The sequence below is a fragment of the Nocardiopsis sp. ATB16-24 genome (genome assembly GCF_030271535.1).
In the GTDB taxonomy this organism is placed as follows: Bacteria; Actinomycetota; Actinomycetes; order Streptosporangiales; family Streptosporangiaceae; genus Nocardiopsis.
Window position 1 is genome coordinate 324,149 of record NZ_JASCXJ010000002.1, and the last position, 15,792, is coordinate 339,940.

19 protein-coding genes and 4 tRNA genes are annotated in these 15,792 nt (G+C 68.9%); 16 read left to right on the forward strand and 7 right to left on the reverse strand.

Going from position 1 to position 15,792, the window contains the following annotated elements:
* Nucleotides 1–100: 100 nt before the first annotated feature.
* Nucleotides 101–1,243, reverse strand: a complete 1,143-nt coding sequence (locus PFX91_RS03505; protein WP_285729352.1) for a PP2C family protein-serine/threonine phosphatase — start codon at nt 1,241–1,243, stop codon at nt 101–103.
* A 324-nt stretch (nt 1,244–1,567) separates the two neighbouring features.
* Here PFX91_RS03505 and PFX91_RS03510 point away from each other — a divergent pair, with 324 nt between their 5' ends.
* The 4 genes from PFX91_RS03510 (at nt 1,568) to PFX91_RS03525 (ending at nt 3,289) form a co-directional block, all read left to right on the forward strand.
* Nucleotides 1,568–1,954 (forward strand): PPOX class F420-dependent oxidoreductase, encoded by a 387-nt coding sequence (locus PFX91_RS03510; RefSeq protein ID WP_285729353.1) that lies wholly within the window; start codon nt 1,568–1,570, stop codon nt 1,952–1,954.
* A 131-nt stretch (nt 1,955–2,085) separates the two neighbouring features.
* The gene (locus PFX91_RS03515; protein ID WP_285729355.1) at nt 2,086–2,700 is read left to right on the forward strand and encodes a TetR/AcrR family transcriptional regulator; all 615 of its coding nucleotides are present in this window, start codon (nt 2,086–2,088) and stop codon (nt 2,698–2,700) included.
* A 200-nt stretch (nt 2,701–2,900) separates the two neighbouring features.
* Nucleotides 2,901–3,161, forward strand: coding sequence for a PspC domain-containing protein (locus PFX91_RS03520; RefSeq protein WP_285729357.1), 261 nt, complete (start codon nt 2,901–2,903; stop codon nt 3,159–3,161).
* On the forward strand, nt 3,161–3,289 hold the full coding sequence (locus PFX91_RS03525; protein ID WP_285729359.1) for a hypothetical protein: 129 nt from the start codon (nt 3,161–3,163) through the stop codon (nt 3,287–3,289). Before PFX91_RS03520 ends, PFX91_RS03525 begins: the two co-directional genes overlap by 1 nt.
* Before the next feature lie 107 nt (nt 3,290–3,396).
* On the opposite strand, the gene PFX91_RS03530 is transcribed toward PFX91_RS03525, so the two are convergent.
* Nucleotides 3,397–4,701 (reverse strand): MFS transporter, encoded by a 1,305-nt coding sequence (locus PFX91_RS03530; protein ID WP_285729360.1) that lies wholly within the window; start codon nt 4,699–4,701, stop codon nt 3,397–3,399.
* Nucleotides 4,702–4,954: 253 nt separating this feature from the next.
* Entirely contained in the window at nt 4,955–5,296 is a 342-nt protein-coding gene (locus PFX91_RS03535; RefSeq protein ID WP_285729362.1) for a metallopeptidase family protein, read from the reverse strand.
* A 104-nt stretch (nt 5,297–5,400) separates the two neighbouring features.
* Here PFX91_RS03535 and PFX91_RS03540 point away from each other — a divergent pair, with 104 nt between their 5' ends.
* The 4 genes from PFX91_RS03540 (at nt 5,401) to PFX91_RS03555 (ending at nt 7,372) form a co-directional block, all read left to right on the forward strand.
* Nucleotides 5,401–6,933, forward strand: a complete 1,533-nt coding sequence (locus PFX91_RS03540) for a metallophosphoesterase family protein (RefSeq protein WP_285729547.1) — start codon at nt 5,401–5,403, stop codon at nt 6,931–6,933.
* A gap of 105 nt (nt 6,934–7,038) precedes the next feature.
* Nucleotides 7,039–7,111, forward strand: a tRNA-Glu gene (locus tag PFX91_RS03545).
* 87 nt (nt 7,112–7,198) lie between these two features.
* Nucleotides 7,199–7,273, forward strand: a tRNA-Asp gene (locus PFX91_RS03550).
* Nucleotides 7,274–7,298: 25 nt separating this feature from the next.
* A tRNA-Phe gene (locus PFX91_RS03555) sits at nt 7,299–7,372 on the forward strand.
* A gap of 76 nt (nt 7,373–7,448) precedes the next feature.
* Here PFX91_RS03555 and PFX91_RS03560 read toward each other — a convergent pair.
* Nucleotides 7,449–8,825, reverse strand: coding sequence for a replication initiator (locus tag PFX91_RS03560; RefSeq protein ID WP_285729363.1), 1,377 nt, complete (start codon nt 8,823–8,825; stop codon nt 7,449–7,451).
* Between the two features lie 34 nt (nt 8,826–8,859).
* Between PFX91_RS03560 and PFX91_RS03565 the strand changes: the two genes are divergently transcribed.
* Nucleotides 8,860–9,084, forward strand: coding sequence for a hypothetical protein (locus PFX91_RS03565; protein WP_285729364.1), 225 nt, complete (start codon nt 8,860–8,862; stop codon nt 9,082–9,084).
* A 3-nt stretch (nt 9,085–9,087) separates the two neighbouring features.
* Here PFX91_RS03565 and PFX91_RS03570 read toward each other — a convergent pair whose 3' ends face one another.
* On the reverse strand, nt 9,088–9,417 hold the full coding sequence (locus PFX91_RS03570; RefSeq protein ID WP_285729365.1) for a hypothetical protein: 330 nt from the start codon (nt 9,415–9,417) through the stop codon (nt 9,088–9,090).
* A 568-nt stretch (nt 9,418–9,985) separates the two neighbouring features.
* Between PFX91_RS03570 and PFX91_RS03575 the strand changes: the two genes are divergently transcribed.
* The 3 genes from PFX91_RS03575 to PFX91_RS03585 all read left to right on the forward strand — a co-directional run bounded on the left by PFX91_RS03575 (nt 9,986) and on the right by PFX91_RS03585 (nt 12,049).
* Complete coding sequence (locus tag PFX91_RS03575) at nt 9,986–10,270, forward strand: ATP-binding protein (protein WP_285729366.1); 285 nt, start codon at nt 9,986–9,988, stop codon at nt 10,268–10,270.
* Between the two features lie 297 nt (nt 10,271–10,567).
* Complete coding sequence (locus PFX91_RS03580) at nt 10,568–11,551, forward strand: LLM class flavin-dependent oxidoreductase (RefSeq protein ID WP_285729548.1); 984 nt, start codon at nt 10,568–10,570, stop codon at nt 11,549–11,551.
* 102 nt (nt 11,552–11,653) lie between these two features.
* Nucleotides 11,654–12,049: a DUF6188 family protein gene (locus PFX91_RS03585; RefSeq protein ID WP_285729367.1), complete on the forward strand. Its 396-nt coding sequence runs from the start codon at nt 11,654–11,656 to the stop codon at nt 12,047–12,049.
* Between the two features lie 110 nt (nt 12,050–12,159).
* Here PFX91_RS03585 and PFX91_RS03590 read toward each other — a convergent pair whose 3' ends face one another.
* Nucleotides 12,160–12,933 carry a protein phosphatase 2C domain-containing protein gene (locus PFX91_RS03590; RefSeq protein WP_285729368.1) on the reverse strand — a complete coding sequence of 258 codons (774 nt, stop codon included), beginning with the start codon at nt 12,931–12,933 and terminating at the stop codon, nt 12,160–12,162.
* Nucleotides 12,934–13,050: 117 nt separating this feature from the next.
* Between PFX91_RS03590 and PFX91_RS03595 the strand changes: the two genes are divergently transcribed.
* Nucleotides 13,051–13,278: a hypothetical protein gene (locus PFX91_RS03595; RefSeq protein ID WP_285729369.1), complete on the forward strand. Its 228-nt coding sequence runs from the start codon at nt 13,051–13,053 to the stop codon at nt 13,276–13,278.
* Nucleotides 13,279–13,383: 105 nt separating this feature from the next.
* On the forward strand, nt 13,384–14,193 hold the full coding sequence (locus PFX91_RS03600) for an alpha/beta fold hydrolase (RefSeq protein ID WP_502888242.1): 810 nt from the start codon (nt 13,384–13,386) through the stop codon (nt 14,191–14,193).
* A gap of 7 nt (nt 14,194–14,200) precedes the next feature.
* Here PFX91_RS03600 and PFX91_RS03605 read toward each other — a convergent pair whose 3' ends face one another.
* Nucleotides 14,201–14,611 (reverse strand): RNA-binding S4 domain-containing protein, encoded by a 411-nt coding sequence (locus tag PFX91_RS03605; protein ID WP_285729371.1) that lies wholly within the window; start codon nt 14,609–14,611, stop codon nt 14,201–14,203.
* Nucleotides 14,612–14,706: 95 nt separating this feature from the next.
* Between PFX91_RS03605 and PFX91_RS03610 the strand changes: the two genes are divergently transcribed.
* Nucleotides 14,707–14,781, forward strand: a tRNA-Asp gene (locus PFX91_RS03610).
* Nucleotides 14,782–14,856: 75 nt separating this feature from the next.
* Nucleotides 14,857–15,582 carry an rRNA methyltransferase gene (locus tag PFX91_RS03615; RefSeq protein ID WP_285729372.1) on the forward strand — a complete coding sequence of 242 codons (726 nt, stop codon included), beginning with the start codon at nt 14,857–14,859 and terminating at the stop codon, nt 15,580–15,582.
* Nucleotides 15,583–15,792: the final 210 nt, after the last annotated feature.

Below are 15,792 nucleotides of genomic sequence, written 5' to 3' on the forward strand. Positions count from 1 at the left end.
ATCACTACGGTGTCGCCTTGTCGGAACCCTCCAGCACCACCAGGCAGTGGATCCGGGCCGACCGGCGAAAAGGAAAGTTCGGGCCCCTTTCGACGACCCGTCAGGAGCCGGACGGTCGGTGTGCGACCGCACCGTGCCCCGAGCGCGAGGAGTCGCCTGAGTGGTCGGCCGGGTCCCGGGTGATCACGAGCACCGCCGTGTCGTCTCCGAGGTCGTCGGTATGCCGGGCGAGTGCCGTGAGCAACGTGTCCAGTATGACGGTGGGGTTCGGGGGAAGAGGCCTGGCGAGCGGGGGGACGGGGTCGAAGAAGACGCCGTTCCGGTCCTGGGCCTCGGTGACGCCGTCGGTGAACATGACGAGCGTGGCACCGGGAGGCAGCTCGAACCAGTCCATCGGGACATCGTCCGGTTCGGCCAGGTGGCCCAGGCCCAGGGGCAACGACGGCTCCTTCGGTTCCAGGGCGGTCACCGTGCCTTCGTGGACCATCAGTGGTGCCGGGTGGCCCCGGTTCGCCATGCGCAGCACGGAATGGTCGGAGGAGACCTCGGCGATGATGGCCGTGACGAAGTTCGTGTCCGAGTCCGTCCCTGGAAAGTTCTGCATCAGAGCGTCCAGGCCTCGAACGATCTCGGACAGGTCCTCCAGGTAGTAGGCCCCCGCCTGGAAGCTGCCCAGCAGGGTGTTGACGCTGGACACCGCTCGCATGCCCTTGCCGCGGACGTCGCCGATCACGAACCGGACGCCGTGGGGGGTGTCGTGGACCGCGTAGAGGTCGCCACCGATCAGGGCCTCCTTCTGTGCCGACCGGTACCGAGCCGCCACGGTCAGGTCTCCGACGCGCTCGGGCACCAGGGGCAGCACCGCGAACTGCACGGCCTCCGCCACCTCGCGGAGCGTCCGCAACCGTGCCCGCTCGTGAGCGAAGATCCGGTTGAGGAACGCGGCGACGAGGGTCAGGACGCCGATGGTCACCAGGCTGATCAGTTCGGGACGGCCGAAGGAGCCGCCCCCATGGAGGTAGGAGAAGAACGACCCCAGGGCGAGGGCCGCCGCACCACCGGTGAACGTCCAGGCCAGTGACACCAGGGGAGCGGCGGCCACGGGGACGGCCGCCAGGAGCGGGAACGTGTTGGTGGCCGGAGACAGCAGCTCGATCACGATCACGGCAAGGAGCAGGAGCGAGGGCACCCAGCGGGCCGCCCTTTCCACCGTGGAGAAACGGCCGCGTTCAAAACGTTTCATCCCTGCGACCCTCAAGTAGTCCGAGCTTCAGTTCCGAGGACGTCTCCGCTGAAAGCTACCATCCGATCACCCTCTGTGTTGTCCGGGCTTCACATGCCTCGACGTGCTGCGAGCCCGGACGAGGAGGAACGTCCGAGACCATGCCGGGCCCGCCCGGGTGGTCGGCGGCGTGAGGAGGGTTCCAGGTGTTCCGACTTCTCACCATACGGCCCTGACCTGGCGAAACGGTGAGCGAACCGATCCCTCCTCGGGCGCGTCGCCACGTCCGTGGAGGGGCGCGTTGGTGTATTCGGTAGGACACACCCGATCGATCGAGGGAGCACCATGGCCTTCTCCGAGAAACAACAGAACGTCCTGCGCAAGCCCGCGCTGGGGCACGTGGCCACCCTGGGGCCGGACGGTGCGCCCCATTCCAGCCCTGTATGGATCGACTGGGACGGACGGTTCCTCAAGTTCAGTCAGACCACCACCCGCCAGAAGCTGCGCAACCTCAAGCGCGACGGTCGGATCTCGGTGTCGGCCACCGACCCCGACGACCCCTACATGTACGTGGAGGTCCGCGGCGAGGTCGATCGGGTGGAGGAGGACGAGGACAAGGCCTTCATCAACGAGATGTCCCAGAAGTACCTCGGAAAGCCCTACCCGGGAGGCAACGCCGAGGAGGAACGCGTGATCGTCTACGTCCGTCCTCACCGTTTCGTCGGCCGGTAGGACGTGCGTACGGCCCCTTCGGAGGGGCCGTATCCCCATGCCCCCGGTACGGGTCGCGGACTCCTGAGAGAATGGCCCGTGGACGGACATCGCACGAGCCGCGGAGGTCGACCGTGCTCGGGGGAGGACCATTGGGGCTTCGCGAACGCAAGAAGCAGGCCACACGCCGCGCCCTCCGGGACGCGGCCGTGCGCCTCACCCTGGAGCGGGGCCTGGAGAAGGTGACGGTGGAGGAGATCGCGGCGGAGGCCGACGTCTCCACCCGGACCTTCTTCAACTACTTCGGGACCAAGGAGGACGCACTCCTCGACGATCTCCCCAGGGGCCCCGACGAGGAGGCACGGAGGGAGTTCGTCGACGGCGGCCCCACCGGAGACTTCGTCGAGGACCTCATCACCGCCCTGATCCGCTTCCTGGTCAGCACCGACGACCTCGCCACGCAGCGCGCCGACATGCGTCTGCGCAGGCAGCTCACCGAACGCGAACCGCAGCTCGTACGCGGCGTGCTCGCCCGCTTCTACGAGATGGAGGCCGAACTCGCCGCTGCCGTCGCGGAGCGGACCGGCGCCTCCCCCGAGGACGACCGTCCGCTGCTGATCGCCGCCGCGGCCATGTCGGTGATGCGCCACACCATGAGGCGCCTGCACTTCTCCGAGACGGAGGAGGCCGCGGAAGTGCGTGCCAAGGTCCGCGAGGCCTTCCGCCACCTGGGTGAGGCCTACGGGCCCTTCGCCTCCGATGACTGACCGGCCCTTGAGGCTCTCACACGTGTGCGACACGACCGGGGACCCCCGGTTCCGGTGCTCTGGCGCCTCTTTCCCGAGGGGATGTCCGGAGTGTCCCGCCTCGACTTCAGGGCTTCGCCGAGAGGGCTCGGGGGCGTTTCAGGGAAGGCCCAGGGCTGTCCCGGATGGGAATCGTCGTGGGGAGCGGGCAGGGTGGAGACATGAACGAGAGCTATCAGAACAAGCGCTTCCGACGCAGCGGATCCGACCGTTACCTGGCCGGCGTGTGCGGTGGGATCGCCGAGTTCCTCAACATCGACTCCACCATCGTCCGTCTGGTCTTCGTGGTCCTGACGGTCCTCGGCTTCAGCGGCGTCTTCGTCTACATCCTGGCCTGGCTGATCATGCCGGCCGAGGGCGAGAAGCACTCCCTGCTGGAGCAGATCATCCGTAACTTCCAAGGAAAGCCGAGCCAGAGCTGATGTGGACCCTCAGAGCGCATCCGGGGTGGAAGCGCCGTGAATTGCGTGTTCCGCGGGAGGAGCGCGAGGTCGAGGAGACCCGTGAGACCTCCGCGGAACACGGCGCCGAACGTCGGCGGATCGGCTGAGCAGGCCGACCGTACGAAGAGTCGAACGTACGAAGAAGGGACCCTCCCGTGGGGAAGGGCCCCGGGTCCCGCCCTCAGGAGGGGGACGTGTTCCACCACTGCTCGCCCTAGGCGGGCTCCTCGGTCGCGTTCATCCGTTCGATGGTCTCCCCGGCCATCCGTGACCACGGAACCGCCAGGAGCAGCGCGCAGAGCACGCCGAGGGCGCCGACCGTCGCGATGACGATGCCGGTGCCGAACTGCTCTGCGAAGAACCCCGCGATCAGGATGCCGACACCCTGCGCGGCCTGGAGCCCCGCGGCGACCAGCCCGAAGGCCAGCCCGCGTCCTTCCTTGGGCACGCACAGCACGAACGCGGCGTTGGCCACGAACTGGTAGGAGGCCGCGACGCCGCACAGGGCCAGGCTCGTCACCATCAGCCACAGGGGCGGGTCGGCCAGCCAGACCAGGAGTGGAACGCTGGAGAGCACCGCCAGCGGACCGAGCAGACGCATGCGGGTGGGCGGTGCGATGACGCGCGTCAGCACGAGCCCGCCCAGGAAGGCGCCCATCGACGGGCCGGCCATGAGGAAGCCCGTCGCGGTCGGGCCGGCGCCGACCTCGGCCGCCATGGGGTTGGCCAGGCCGAAGGGGATGCCGTACAGACCCGCCAACCAGGCCATCAGCGCCAGGGTGCGCAGCCGGGGGTCGCTGAAGACCAGCTTGGCGCCGTCACGGGTCATAACGAGGAAACCGGGACCGCCCTCCGCCTCCGCGCGGGGCGAGGGGCGCGCTTTGACCCCCATCAGCACGATGAGGGCGGACAGCACGAAGAGCAGGCCGGTCGACATCACGGTGATGTTGGGTCCGGCGAAGGTGACGATCACGCCGCCCGCGACCAGACCGGAGAGGATGCCGATCTGCGTGGTCAGTTGGATGATGGCGGTGCTGGCCACGTAACGCTCGCCCTGGACGATCTCGGCCATCATCGCCGCTCGCGCCGCGGAGAAGGGGATCGAGGGCACCACCGAGCAGAACAGCAGTATCCAGACGGCCCAGATCGGCATGCCCGGGATACCGATGGGCACGATGACGAGCGCGCGCACGAGGTCGCAGCTGATCATCACCCGACGGCGGGGGAAGAGGTCGGCCAGTCCGGCGATCAGGGGGCTGATGATCGGCGGTAGGAAGGTCAGGGCCAGTGTGACGCCTGCGGCCAGTGCTGAACCGGTCACCTGGAAGACGAGGACGCTGGTGGCGATGTTCAGCAGGTTCGTGCCGATCATCGACAGGGCGTGCGCGAGCCAGACGGAGCGGAACTCACTGATCGCCATGACGTCGCGGTAACTACTACGCCAGTCATCGTTGTCGGGGGCGCTGGAGGACTCGTGGTCTCCGTTGTCAGGTGTGTTCTCGAGGCGCGGATTGGCCACCCGGCACTCCCTTACTTGTTACAGGGTTGTAATCACGCTGTGTCGTGTCCCAATGACCAACCGTCCCGGAAGGTGAGCTGGGTCGCAAGCGGTTCGGGGGAATTCGTGGCTGATTCGTTGCTGTGGGTAAGGAGTGTCCAAGTGGATCGAGTTTTTCCCTCTGGAGATCCGGAGGATCGTCGCGTTCGATGGAGGAGTTCACGTAGGCGATCGCCATGGGTGCGGGCGCGTACGTGAGCATCGTCGCCCAGGGTCACCCCCAGCCCAGTTCGTGCAACCGAGCGTCATCGATTCCGAAATGATGTGCGATCTCGTGCACCACGGTCACCCGTACCTCCTCCACCACCTGTTCACGTGTCTCACAGAAGGCACAGATGTTGCGCCGATAGATGAAGATCTGGTCGGGCAGCACACCGAAGTAGGCGTCTCCCCGCTCGGTCAGCGGGATGCCCTCGTACAGGCCCAGCAGCCCCTCCGGGGACTCGTCCTGGACGGTGATCACCACGTTGTCCATCAGTTTCGCCAGTTCGGGCGGGATCTGGTCCAAGGCGTCGGCGACCAGTTCCTCGAACTCCCTGTGTGTCAGTTCCACCACACCGCCATTGTGCTGTCTGGGCGGGACCGGCTGGAAGCGACATAACACTCTGGAGGGGAGGAAATATTGGGAACGGCCCTCCACGACGGCATGATGGGGATGTGTTGTCTTGGGAAGCGATCCGCGGGTACGACCTCCGTGGAGCCCTCCAGCGGCTCCGCGGCACCTTCGACCGGCTGCGCAGAGGGCGTGCGTGGAGGTGGGGATGTGTCGTCTTGGCGGGGTTGGCCGGAGGCTGGCTGGGCCTGGCCCTGGGCGGCCAGGTCCTCACCCCCATCGGGCCGGCGGACGTCACCCTGGGGCTGAGTCCCCAGTGGCACGGTGAGACGGTCGTCAACGTGGCCCCGCTGGGGCAGTTGGCGTTCGACACCCACAGCGCCCCCCTCAAACTCGAGGCGACCATCTCCGACATCCGACTGTCCGCGGCGGAGGAGGCCTTCGCCGACCCCGACGCCATCAACCGCATGGCCGCGGGCATCGGCTCGGACCTGCGTGACGGTGTGATCGACCTGGTGGTGCGTGCGCTGCTCGCCGCGTCCCTGGGCGCGGCCGTGGTGGGGCTGCTGCTCTTCCGGAACGTGTGGCGCGCCCTGGCCAGCGCGGGCGTGTCGCTGGGCGTGCTCGTGGCCTCCGGCGCCGTGGCCGCCAACACCTTCAACCCCAGCGCCATCGCCGAGCCTCGCTACACGGGCCTGATCGCGGGCGCCCCGCAGGTGGTGGGCAGCGTCGAGGAGGTGGTGGGCCGGTTCAGCCAGTACCAGGAGCAGTTGGCGGGACTGGTCGGCAACGTCGCGACGCTCTACGAGGCCACCTCCTCCCTGCCGGTGTACGAGGAGGACGAGTCGGTGATCCGTGTGCTGCACGTGTCCGACATCCAACTGAACCCGGCCTCGTGGAGCATCATCCGCACCCTGCTGGAGCAGTACGGGGTGGACATGGTGGTGGACTCCGGGGACCTCACCGACCGGGGCAGCGCGGCCGAGGACGTGTTCGCCGACGAGATCGGCGGCCTGGACGTTCCGTACGTGTGGGTACGCGGTCAGCACGACTCCATGGGCACGCAGCGCGCGGTGGAGGCCCAGGAGAACGCCGTGGTCCTGGACGGCGACGTCCGGGAGGTCGGCGGACTGACCTTCTACGGGTCGGGGGATCCCAGATTCACCCCGGACGCCACCAGGCTCAACCCGGACGCCGCCGGAGTGGCCGCCCAGGGCGAGGAGGAGGCCGCGGAGGTGATCGACTCCAAGGAGGACGTGGACGTGGTCCTGATGCACACGCGTACACAGGCGGAGGCGTTCGACGGTGTGGCCCCGCTGGTGCTGACGGGCGGCGAGCACATACGGTCCACCTACCTGACCGACCTGGGAACCAGGTTCCTGGTGCAGGGGTCCACCGGAGGCGCGGGGTTGAGTGGTCTTGATCACGGCTCGGGTCGCCCGACCCCCTACCAGGCCTCGGTGCTGTACTTCGACGCCGAGACCGGGCGCCTCCAGGCCCGCGACGACATTGACCTCGGCGGCGTGGGGCTCACGTCCGCACAGGTGGAGCGGCAGATCGAGCCCGAACCGCAACGTCCGGTGGGCGAACCCGAGGAGAGCCCCGAGGACGAGGCGACCGAGGCCGAGCGCACACCCTGACATGTGCGTTCCTCAGGGAGCGTGGACCGGAAGAGGAGGGGTGTGTTGGGCATGACCGCTTTGGTGTTGGTCGGGTATCTCCCCTATGCTTGACCTGTCACACGGGCCCCCATCGTCTAGCGGCCTAGGACGCCGCCCTTTCAAGGCGGTAGCGCGGGTTCGAATCCCGTTGGGGGTACGAGGCGGTTCGAGCACTGCCGAGGATCTGGCAGAATGGGAACCGCAGCAACGCGCAGGCCACGGGTCGGCGTGACAATAGAATCAAGGTCCTGTGGAGCAGTTAGGAGTGCTCGCCACCCTGTCAAGGTGGAGGCCGCGGGTTCAAATCCCGTCAGGACCGCCGCCGCCGAGCGATCGGCGGATGCGGCTAGGTAGCTCAGTTGGTACGAGCGTCCGCCTGAAAAGCGGAAGGTCGGCGGTTCGACCCCGCCCCTAGCCACCCAGACTGAGCAGCACGAACGCCCGGAAGCCGATAGGCCCCGGGCGTTTTTGACAGCTACGCGACAGCAACCCGGTCATCCGAGTGCGTCCCCGAGCTTGCCCAGCGCCCGCCGCTTGTCATCGAGCGAGGCGTGCGCGTAGATGGTCATCGTGACCCCGATGTCGCTGTGGCCGACGATCTCCCGGACCACCTGCGGCGGCACCTCCAGGTTCAGCAGCAGCGTCACGCACGTGTGCCGCAGGTCGTGGAAACGCATCCCCTCCAGGCTGGCTGCCCGCCGCAGCGGCTCCCAGCTCCGGCGCAGGTTGTCCGGCTCTAGGGGAGTCCCTCTGCGGGAGGGGAAGACCAGCCCGTATTCCTCCCAGTCGGGGAAGGCGTCCGAGCGTTCGAGGAACTGCCGCTTCCTGTGCGCCTTGAGTGCGTCCGCGCAGATACCGGGGAGCGGCACGGTCCGCGCCGAGTCCTCCGTCTTGGGCGGCACCAGGGACAGCTTCCCGCCGACCCGTTGCAGGGTGTGGACCACCTCCAGGCGTTCCGCCTCCAGGTCGATGTCACACCAGCGCAGCCCGAGCAGTTCACCCCGCCGCAGGCCCAGGCACAGCGCCAGGACGTACAGGGCGTGGAACCGGTCGTTCTCCGACGCCTTGAGCAGACGCCGGGACTGGGCGACGTCCAGGCCCCGGTTCACCGCGTAGCGCGGCGGCGAGACCTTGACCAGGGACGCCACGTTGCGCGGGATCAGCTCCTCCCGCACCGCGGTCTGTAGGGCGTTACGCAGCACGGCGTGGATCGACTGCACCATGCGCGCCGACAGCCGGTGCCCACAGCACTCGGGCCGGGGGAGCGCGCAGCAGCGGGGTTCGTCCCGGGCGGCGTCGGTGCCGTTGCGGCAGCACTGGCACAGTTGCCGAATGTTCGTGACGAAGGTCCGCACGTCCCGCGCGGTGAGCTTGGCCGGCCGTTTCTTCCCCAGGACGGAGACGAGGTAGCGGCGGATGACGCCTTCGTACCCCTGCACCGTTTTGGGGCGGCGTTCGGCGCGCACGACGTGTTCCAGCCAGTAGTCCAGGTACTCGGCCGACGCCGTTCCTGTGACGGCGAGGCGGTCCCGTTCGGCGATGACCATCGCCCGCTGTTCCACCCAGGCCTGTTGCTCCTCGGTGGGCTGGTCGGGTTCCACCACGGGTTCGGTGGTCAGGTGCCAGCCCTCCTCACACTGGGTCCGCCGCAGCGACCTCTTCCGCTTGGCGCAGGCAGGACACCGCGATTCCAGCGTGGACCCGCACGGAACGTCGATCACCTCGGTTTGGCCCGTGGCTATGTCGGTACGTCTGAGGGAGACCGGCCGTATGCACGCCCCCTTGTCGGCGGCGATTTGTTCGGCGATCTCACGCGCCAAGGGTTGAGCCAGACGCTCAGCCCGAGTGCTCTTGCCCGTGGGAGTCGGCATCAGAGCCCCCCGACAGCAACCGCGAGGTGAAACGATGAAGCCGCTCTATCTGGGCTGGCTGTACCTGTCTTTCGGTCTGCTCTGGGCCGGTGGAGGCATCACACAACTGTGGTTCGCGGAGCAGACCACTCATCTGTGGTTCTATCCGATTCCCGCGCTGGGTTTCTCGGCCATCGGGGTCGTTTGCTTCCGTCAGCATCGACAGGCGCGCTCTCAAGCCGCCTCCTCAGGTGAAGAAGCGGAGGAGCCCGACGCGTAACCCTCAGCCATGGCGGTGATGTCCTCGTCCGAGACGCAGGAACGCCACCTCATCGAGCAGCACCACGACGAACGGGTCATCGGTGGTCGGGATGTGGGAGCGCTGTTCTCCCACGTAGTGTTCGGCCCGCTGCCGCCTGTCGGCCACGGCCCGTTCCAGCGAGGCCACGGCGGATTCGCCGTCGTCGGCGTAGTGCGCGAACAGGTCCTTCCCGTGGGTCGGCTCCATGCGCTTGGGCTCGATCGCCCGCACCTGCGCCGTCCCGTCGGCCAGGAAGAGGAGCGTGGTCCAGAACGTGGACCGAATCACCGATTCCTTGCCGGTCTCGGTCATCCCGACCACGAGCACTCGAGTTCCGAACAGCCGTGGCAGTCACGAGGAGCCGTCTTCACGTCTTCCCATGACCAAAGGCGTCGAGGTCCACGTGGTGGGTCATCGGGAAGACGTTGATCGCCTTGGCCAGGGGGTCGTGGTGGGGGAGGCCCAAGGTGATGTCCACGGGCCGTTGGTCTCGACGCGGCGGGAGGGGATAGCGAAGCCGTGCGCCGGTTCGGTAACGCGGTGCTCAGAGTCGGCCGGGGAGGTTTCGGTGACGAATGAGACGCGTACCTGGCCGACCCATGAGTCACACCGGCGCGGCGGACACGGGCGAATAGTGGCGTTCCTGTAGAACTCTGTCAGTCCGGAGGTCGCCGGCACGGGTTGCCAGTGGCGCCTGTACACCGCCACGTGCCATCAGCAAGCGAGCAGACGCAGGGTGGCGTAGGTGCGGCAAGGGTCCGGCAAGGTTCGCCACCACACCAGGAACACCACGGCAACTGTGTCTCACCGGCAGGCGGGGTTGTGCAAGCGCGCGGTCCATCACAGGTGGTTCTACGGCCGCCCCGATCAGGTCACGGTTGTGCGCGCGTTCGTCGTCGATCGCCCGGTGGTGGACGATGCCGTACTACTCACGAGCGAGCTGGCGACCAAGGCCGTCCAGCACACGCCGTCCAATCTTCCGGGAGCAGGGTTCGGCGTCCTCATCGAGCACGAGCACGGCCACAGCGTGCGCGTCACCGTGCAGGATGGCGGCTCGTATTTCGACGCCCCGTATGTGGCGCAGCCCGAACCCGACGCCGAACACGGTACGGGTGCGGTCGCGGTGTCTGTTTGCTGTAGCTGCGAAGTGCCGGCGAACTGCTAGTGGCGCCAAGTCTTGCAGTTGGGACCGAGGCAAGCTTAGAGGGCGCTGGTGTGGCGGCGAAGTCGCCGAGTTGGGCTGTAGGGGATCAGGGCGGCGGCGCAAGTGCCGTCGCTCGGGCTGCGGGAGGAGGCCCCGCCCCTCGACCCGGCTCCGCCGCACAGGGGCGCGTCGTACGCGTGAAACCGCACGTAGTGGCATACGAGGGGTCGTACCGGCGGAATAGAGCACAGCCGGCGGGGGCTGTCCCTGGTGTACGCCCCTGACTTTCGCGAGCATAAGGAAACTCCGACGTTGTCTGTGCCCTTGAGCATCCTCGACCTGGTCTCCATCTCCGACGGGTCCACCGCCAGTGAGGCCATCGCCGCCTCGATGGAGTCCGCGCGCCACGCCGATCAGCTGGGCTATCACCGACTCTGGTTCGCCGAGCACCACAACACCCCCAACCTCGCGGCCAGCGCCACCGCCCTGCTGATCTCCCAGGCCGCCTCGGTCACCGAGCGGATCCGGGTCGGTTCCGGTGGGGTGATGCTGCCCAACCACGCTCCGCTGATGGTGGCCGAGCAGTACGGGACCCTGGCCAACATGCACGGGAACCGGATCGACCTGGGTCTGGGACGGGCTCCGGGAACGGACATGATGACCGCGAAGGCGTTGAGCCGGTCCTCCGCCGAGCCGCAGGCCTTCGCCCAGAACATCTACGACATGCAGGGCTGGTTCGGTGAGAACGGAACCGCCCACAGCGTTCCCATCGTGTCCGCCGTGTCGGCCGGGACCGAGGTGCCCATCTGGGTGCTCGGATCGACGGTCAACGGCGCCTCCATCGCCGGGCAGTTGGGGCTGCCGTTCTCCGTGGCCTCGCATTTCGCCCCGGACCAGCTCGACGACGCCATCCAGGTGTACCGGAACGCCTTCACCACCGATGCTCCCACCGCCCAGATCGACGAGCCCTACGTGATGGCCGGGATCAACGTCATGGTGGCCGACACCGACGAGGAGGCGCAGCGGCAGTTCACCGTCGTGGAGCAGATGTTCCTCGACATCCAGACCGGGAAGCGGAGGAAGATCCAGCCTCCGGTGGATCCGGAGACGCTCGCCGGACAGGGCGTTCGCGACCACCCCATGCTGCGGATCAAGGCCGTCGGCGCGCCTCAGACGGTGAAGGCGCGGATGGAGGAGTTCGTGGAGCGCACCGGCGCCGATGAGCTCATCACCGTCACCTACGCGTACGACCCCGCCGTGCGGGACCGTTCGCTGCAACTGCTCGCCAAGACCTGGTTCTGACCCGGTGGGGCTCTTCGTCGACGGCGCGAGACCGGAGCGCGCCCCTTCGCCTCTGGCTCCCGCGCGGAGCGAGGCAAGGCCACGTGTGCGGCTGGAGGTCCGGTGAGGGTTCCCGTGGAGTTGGTCGGTGCAGAGGTCGCACGGACGTCCTTCGACCACCAGGTCAGGGTCCTCTTCCTCCGTCACGCCTCCGATGGCCGCGTCCGTCTCGACGGTGAGCTCGTCATCGAGACCGAGCTGTCCCTGACGGACGCCGCCGGAGGTCGGGTCCTCCTGACACCGGGGACCGGTACTCGGCTGGCTCCCTTGCTCGGTCTGTTCGCCAGGACCGTCGTCGGAGTCGATGTCACCGGGCGCGGCACCCTGCGCCTGGACTTCGACGATGGCACCGTGCTGGGGGTCGACCCGGATCCCGACCACGAGTCGTGGCACCTCACCGGTTTCGGGTTCGAGCCCGTCCTGGTGGGTCCGGGAGGGGAGACCGGCTGGCGGCGCTGAGCGGCCGTGGCGCCGCGGGGGTGGCGGGGTCCCTCGGGGCACGGTGACGCCGTGCCCCGTCTCGTGGCCGTTCGTGGGCACCTGGCGTCCACCCCTGTGCCCGGGGCCGGTCAGGCCCGTGTCCAGATCAGGGCGGTGGCGTCGTCGCGGTCCTTGCCGCGCGGGTGGCGCCGCTGGTCGGGGTCCCCGCTCTCCATGGCGCGGACGTGCTCGATGATCGCGGCCGGGCCCGCGCCGACCCCCAGGGCGTAACAGCCCTCCCAGGTCTGGGAGCCGAAGACCTCCACACCCCGGGTGGCGCCGTCGGTGAGGGCGGCCCATCCCCGTAGCCCGGTGAGGGGGAGCGACCCGACCAGGGCTTCGTCGGCGGCCCGGGGGTCGGCGCCGGCGGTCCAGAAGCCGCCGGGGACGTTGCGGTAGGCGCGTATGGCCGATGGAGGCCGTCCGCGCCGTGCCAGGTCGGCCCGCAGGTCGTCCAGGCGGGTGTCGGTGAGCGGCTGGACGCTTCCGTCCGTGTGCTCCAGCAGGAGCACCGAATCCGACAGCACCAGGTGTTCCAGGTGGGGCCCACGGAAGCGGACCATGACCACGGTGGCCGAGGGCGTCTCCTGCTCGGAGAGGTCGCAGGTGTCCCGGTGCAGGCCTGAGACCGTGGTGACGGCCTCGGCCAGGATCTCCCGCAGGGGCCGCTCACCGGCGACTCCGGCGAGGAGCAGGCCGCCCAGGCGGCGGGTGAACCAGGCGACCCCGTGGACGCAGCCGATGTCGGTGTCGGGTGGTGCGCTCGCTCCGTCCAGGAGTACGGCGCCGTCGGCCGTGATGGCGACGAAGTCCTCGTTGTCCCGGTCGGGTGAGCCGGGTTCGGTGGCGAGGTGGAAGGGCATGTCGTTGCTCGATCCCCGTGTGGTGTCTGTGGTCGTGTGAGTCGTGCGGTCCGGAACGTCCTACCGTGGGGGATCGGTGCCACCCCCGCCCCCTCGGCGCCGAGGAAAGGGAGTGCCGTGCGCGTCGTGGGAGTCATGAACCTGGTGATGGCGCTCGTGTGGGTGCCGCTCGCGGTCCTCGAACCCTATGAGGTCAGTGGCACGGGAGGGTTCTTCCGGATCTTCAACGCGGTGGTCTTCTCCGTGGCCACCGTCGGGTGGGTGGTGGAGGAGGCGGTGCGGTACCGCGGTCGAGGGGGAGGGGGCCGGCGGCGGTCGCCCCTGGTGGAGGAACCCGCCACGTAACCGCAGACCACAGCGCCGACCGGGTCCTGGCCCCCGCGTTGGACGGCCTCCCACCGTCGCCGGTCCCAGGCCCCGGAGCACCCTCGGTGTCCGGTTCGTTGGGTAGTGTCCGAACCCGTGAGCCATGTGACCGCCTCTGACGGAACCCGTGTCTGGTTCGACGTCCTCGGGGAGGGCGAACCCCTCCTGCTCCTCAACGGACAGTCCCTCGACCACGAGATGTGGGACGGCGTGCACGCCGACCTGGCCCGGCGCCACAGGGTCGTCCGGATGGACTTCCGTGGCACCGGCGGCAGCGACGCGCCCCTCGGTGAGCCCTACACCTTCGACCTGTTCGTCTCCGACGCCCTCGCCGTCCTGGACGCCCTCGACATCACCCGCACCCACGTCTACGGCTTCTCCATGGGAGGCAAGGTCGCCCAGACCTTCGCGGCCACGGTGCCCGAGCGCGTCGGGGCACTGGTGCTGGGCGCCACCGCGCCCGGAGGCGTCCACGAGGTCGAACGCCCGAGGTCCTCCACCCTGGCGCTGCGCCAGGCCGGGACGGCGGCGGGGCGCGACGCGATCGCCGAACTCTTCTACACCCCCGCGTGGGCGGCGGCCCACCCCGACACGGTCACCCGCGTTCTGCCGCGTGGGCCGTTGCGGGCCCAGCGCCTGCACTTCGGTGCGAGCAGCGGTCACGACGGCTGGGACATGCTGCCCGGTATCAAGGCGCCGACCCTGGTCGTGCACGGTGAGGACGACGTCCTCACCCCGGTCGGCAACGCCGTCCTCCTGGCGGAACGGATCCCTGACGCGCGACTGCTGGTCCTGCCCGGCACGCGTCACGGCTACCTCCACGAGGACGCGGCCAGGGCCACGCGTGAGGTCCTGGACTTCCTGGCCGAACACGCCGGCCTGGCGGACGCCTGAGGGCGCGCTACGGCGAAGGCGGAGGGAACTCCTTGCGCAGGCGGTCCAGCATCCTCCGGTCACGCTTGGTCGGTCGCCCGGCGCCCCGTTCGCGCCTGAGGACGGGGCCTGTGGCCTGCGGTGGCGGGGCCGGTGTGTTGTCGACGTAGCAGCGGGCGGCGAGTGGCGCGCCCACACGCTTTTCGATGACGTGGCTCACGTCGACCATGCGGGTGGTTCCGTGCAGCCGGACGCGGACCTCGTCCCCGACCTTGACGGGGGTGGCGGGCTTGGCCGGACGGTCGTTGACGCGCACGTGTCCGCCACGGCAGGCCTGGGCGGCGTCCGAGCGCGTCTTGGTCAGGCGCACGGCCCACAGCCAGCGGTCGACCCGGGTGCTCTCCGGACCAGGAGGCAGGGGGGCCGATGACTCGTTCACGCCGTTTCCTCTCGATGTCTGGGGCGTTGTCGGCCACTTTAGGCGGCCGACGGTACGAAGCGCTCCAAAGTCGCGCTAGAGTTGTACCGCAACGAGGTCCTGTGGAGCAGTTAGGAGTGCTCGCCACCCTGTCAAGGTGGAGGCCGCGGGTTCAAATCCCGTCAGGACCGCATGAGGAAGGCCCGGTGTCCACTGGCACCGGGCCTTCGGTGTTTCTCCGACCGACACGGGAAGGCGAAGGCACGTTGAGCTACCGGTACGCCGTGGAGCGGACCGACAATTCGGCCCTGGCCGGCGGACACGTCCTGCGGTCCGCGCCGGGGTTCCCGGGTTTTCCGGTGCGTCTGGCGAGCGAGCTCTTCCAGCGGGCCATGGTGCACGTCGGACGGGAGACCGTGCGGCTGTGGGATCCCTGTTGTGGCAGCGGGTACCTGGCGACGGTACTGGGCCTGCTGCACCGGGAGGAGATCACCCACGTGCGCGCCACGGATGTGGACGCCGACGCGGCCCACCTGGCCGCGCGCAACCTGCGCCTGCTGACCGCGGAGGGCCTGGCGGAGCGCGAGGAGGAGCTGCGCCGTTCGGCGCGGGACTTCGGACGGGTGGCGTTCGTGGAGCGGGCCGTGGCCGCGCGGAACCTGGCGGCCGATCTGGCGGCGCGGGGAGGCGACCTGCCCCATGAGGCGGCGGTGGCGGACGTGTTCTCCCTGGAGGGGGCCGTGGCGGCCGACCTGGTGGTGACGGACGTGCCCTACGGCGAGATGACCCGCTGGGCGGGGGCGGTTCCCGAGGGGGACCCGATGGGGGGACTGCTGGCCTCCTTGGGGCGGGTCCTGCCCGAGCACGCCGTGGTGGTGGTGAGCGCCCGGACCCGACGGATCGCGTTGCCGGAGGGCGTGCGCGCGCTGGAGCGGGTGAGGATCGGCAGCCGTGCCGCGGCCCTGGTCCGTGCTCGGGACGTCGCCCCCTGAGGGCGACCGCAAGAGACCGCCGGTGTGGGCGGTGGGTTCTCGTGGGGGGTGTTCGGCCCCTCGGTGTCCGCACGGACCCCCGGGGACGGGTTCGTGGTGGGCGGGCCGGTGTCTTTCCGAGGTCGGCGCGCCGGGGGTGGTGTGAACATGGCGTTCTCCGACGGTTTCGGTGCGTATCGGTGTGTGACACGTGACATTCGTCCTGGATGA

Excerpts from the sequence above, each read along its gene's own strand:
- PFX91_RS03505 (WP_285729352.1), bottom strand. The coding sequence starts at position 1,243 with ATGAAACGTTTTGAACGCGGCCGTTTCTCCACGGTGGAAAGGGCGGCC.
- PFX91_RS03570 (WP_285729365.1), bottom strand. The coding sequence starts at position 9,417 with ATGACCGAGACCGGCAAGGAATCGGTGATTCGGTCCACGTTCTGGACC.
- PFX91_RS03590 (WP_285729368.1), bottom strand. The coding sequence starts at position 12,933 with ATGCCCTTCCACCTCGCCACCGAACCCGGCTCACCCGACCGGGACAAC.
- PFX91_RS03560 (WP_285729363.1), bottom strand. The coding sequence starts at position 8,825 with ATGCCGACTCCCACGGGCAAGAGCACTCGGGCTGAGCGTCTGGCTCAA.
- PFX91_RS03525 (WP_285729359.1), top strand. The coding sequence starts at position 3,161 with ATGTGGACCCTCAGAGCGCATCCGGGGTGGAAGCGCCGTGAATTGCGT.
- PFX91_RS03520 (WP_285729357.1), top strand. The coding sequence starts at position 2,901 with ATGAACGAGAGCTATCAGAACAAGCGCTTCCGACGCAGCGGATCCGAC.
- PFX91_RS03565 (WP_285729364.1), top strand. The coding sequence starts at position 8,860 with ATGAAGCCGCTCTATCTGGGCTGGCTGTACCTGTCTTTCGGTCTGCTC.
- PFX91_RS03510 (WP_285729353.1), top strand. The coding sequence starts at position 1,568 with ATGGCCTTCTCCGAGAAACAACAGAACGTCCTGCGCAAGCCCGCGCTG.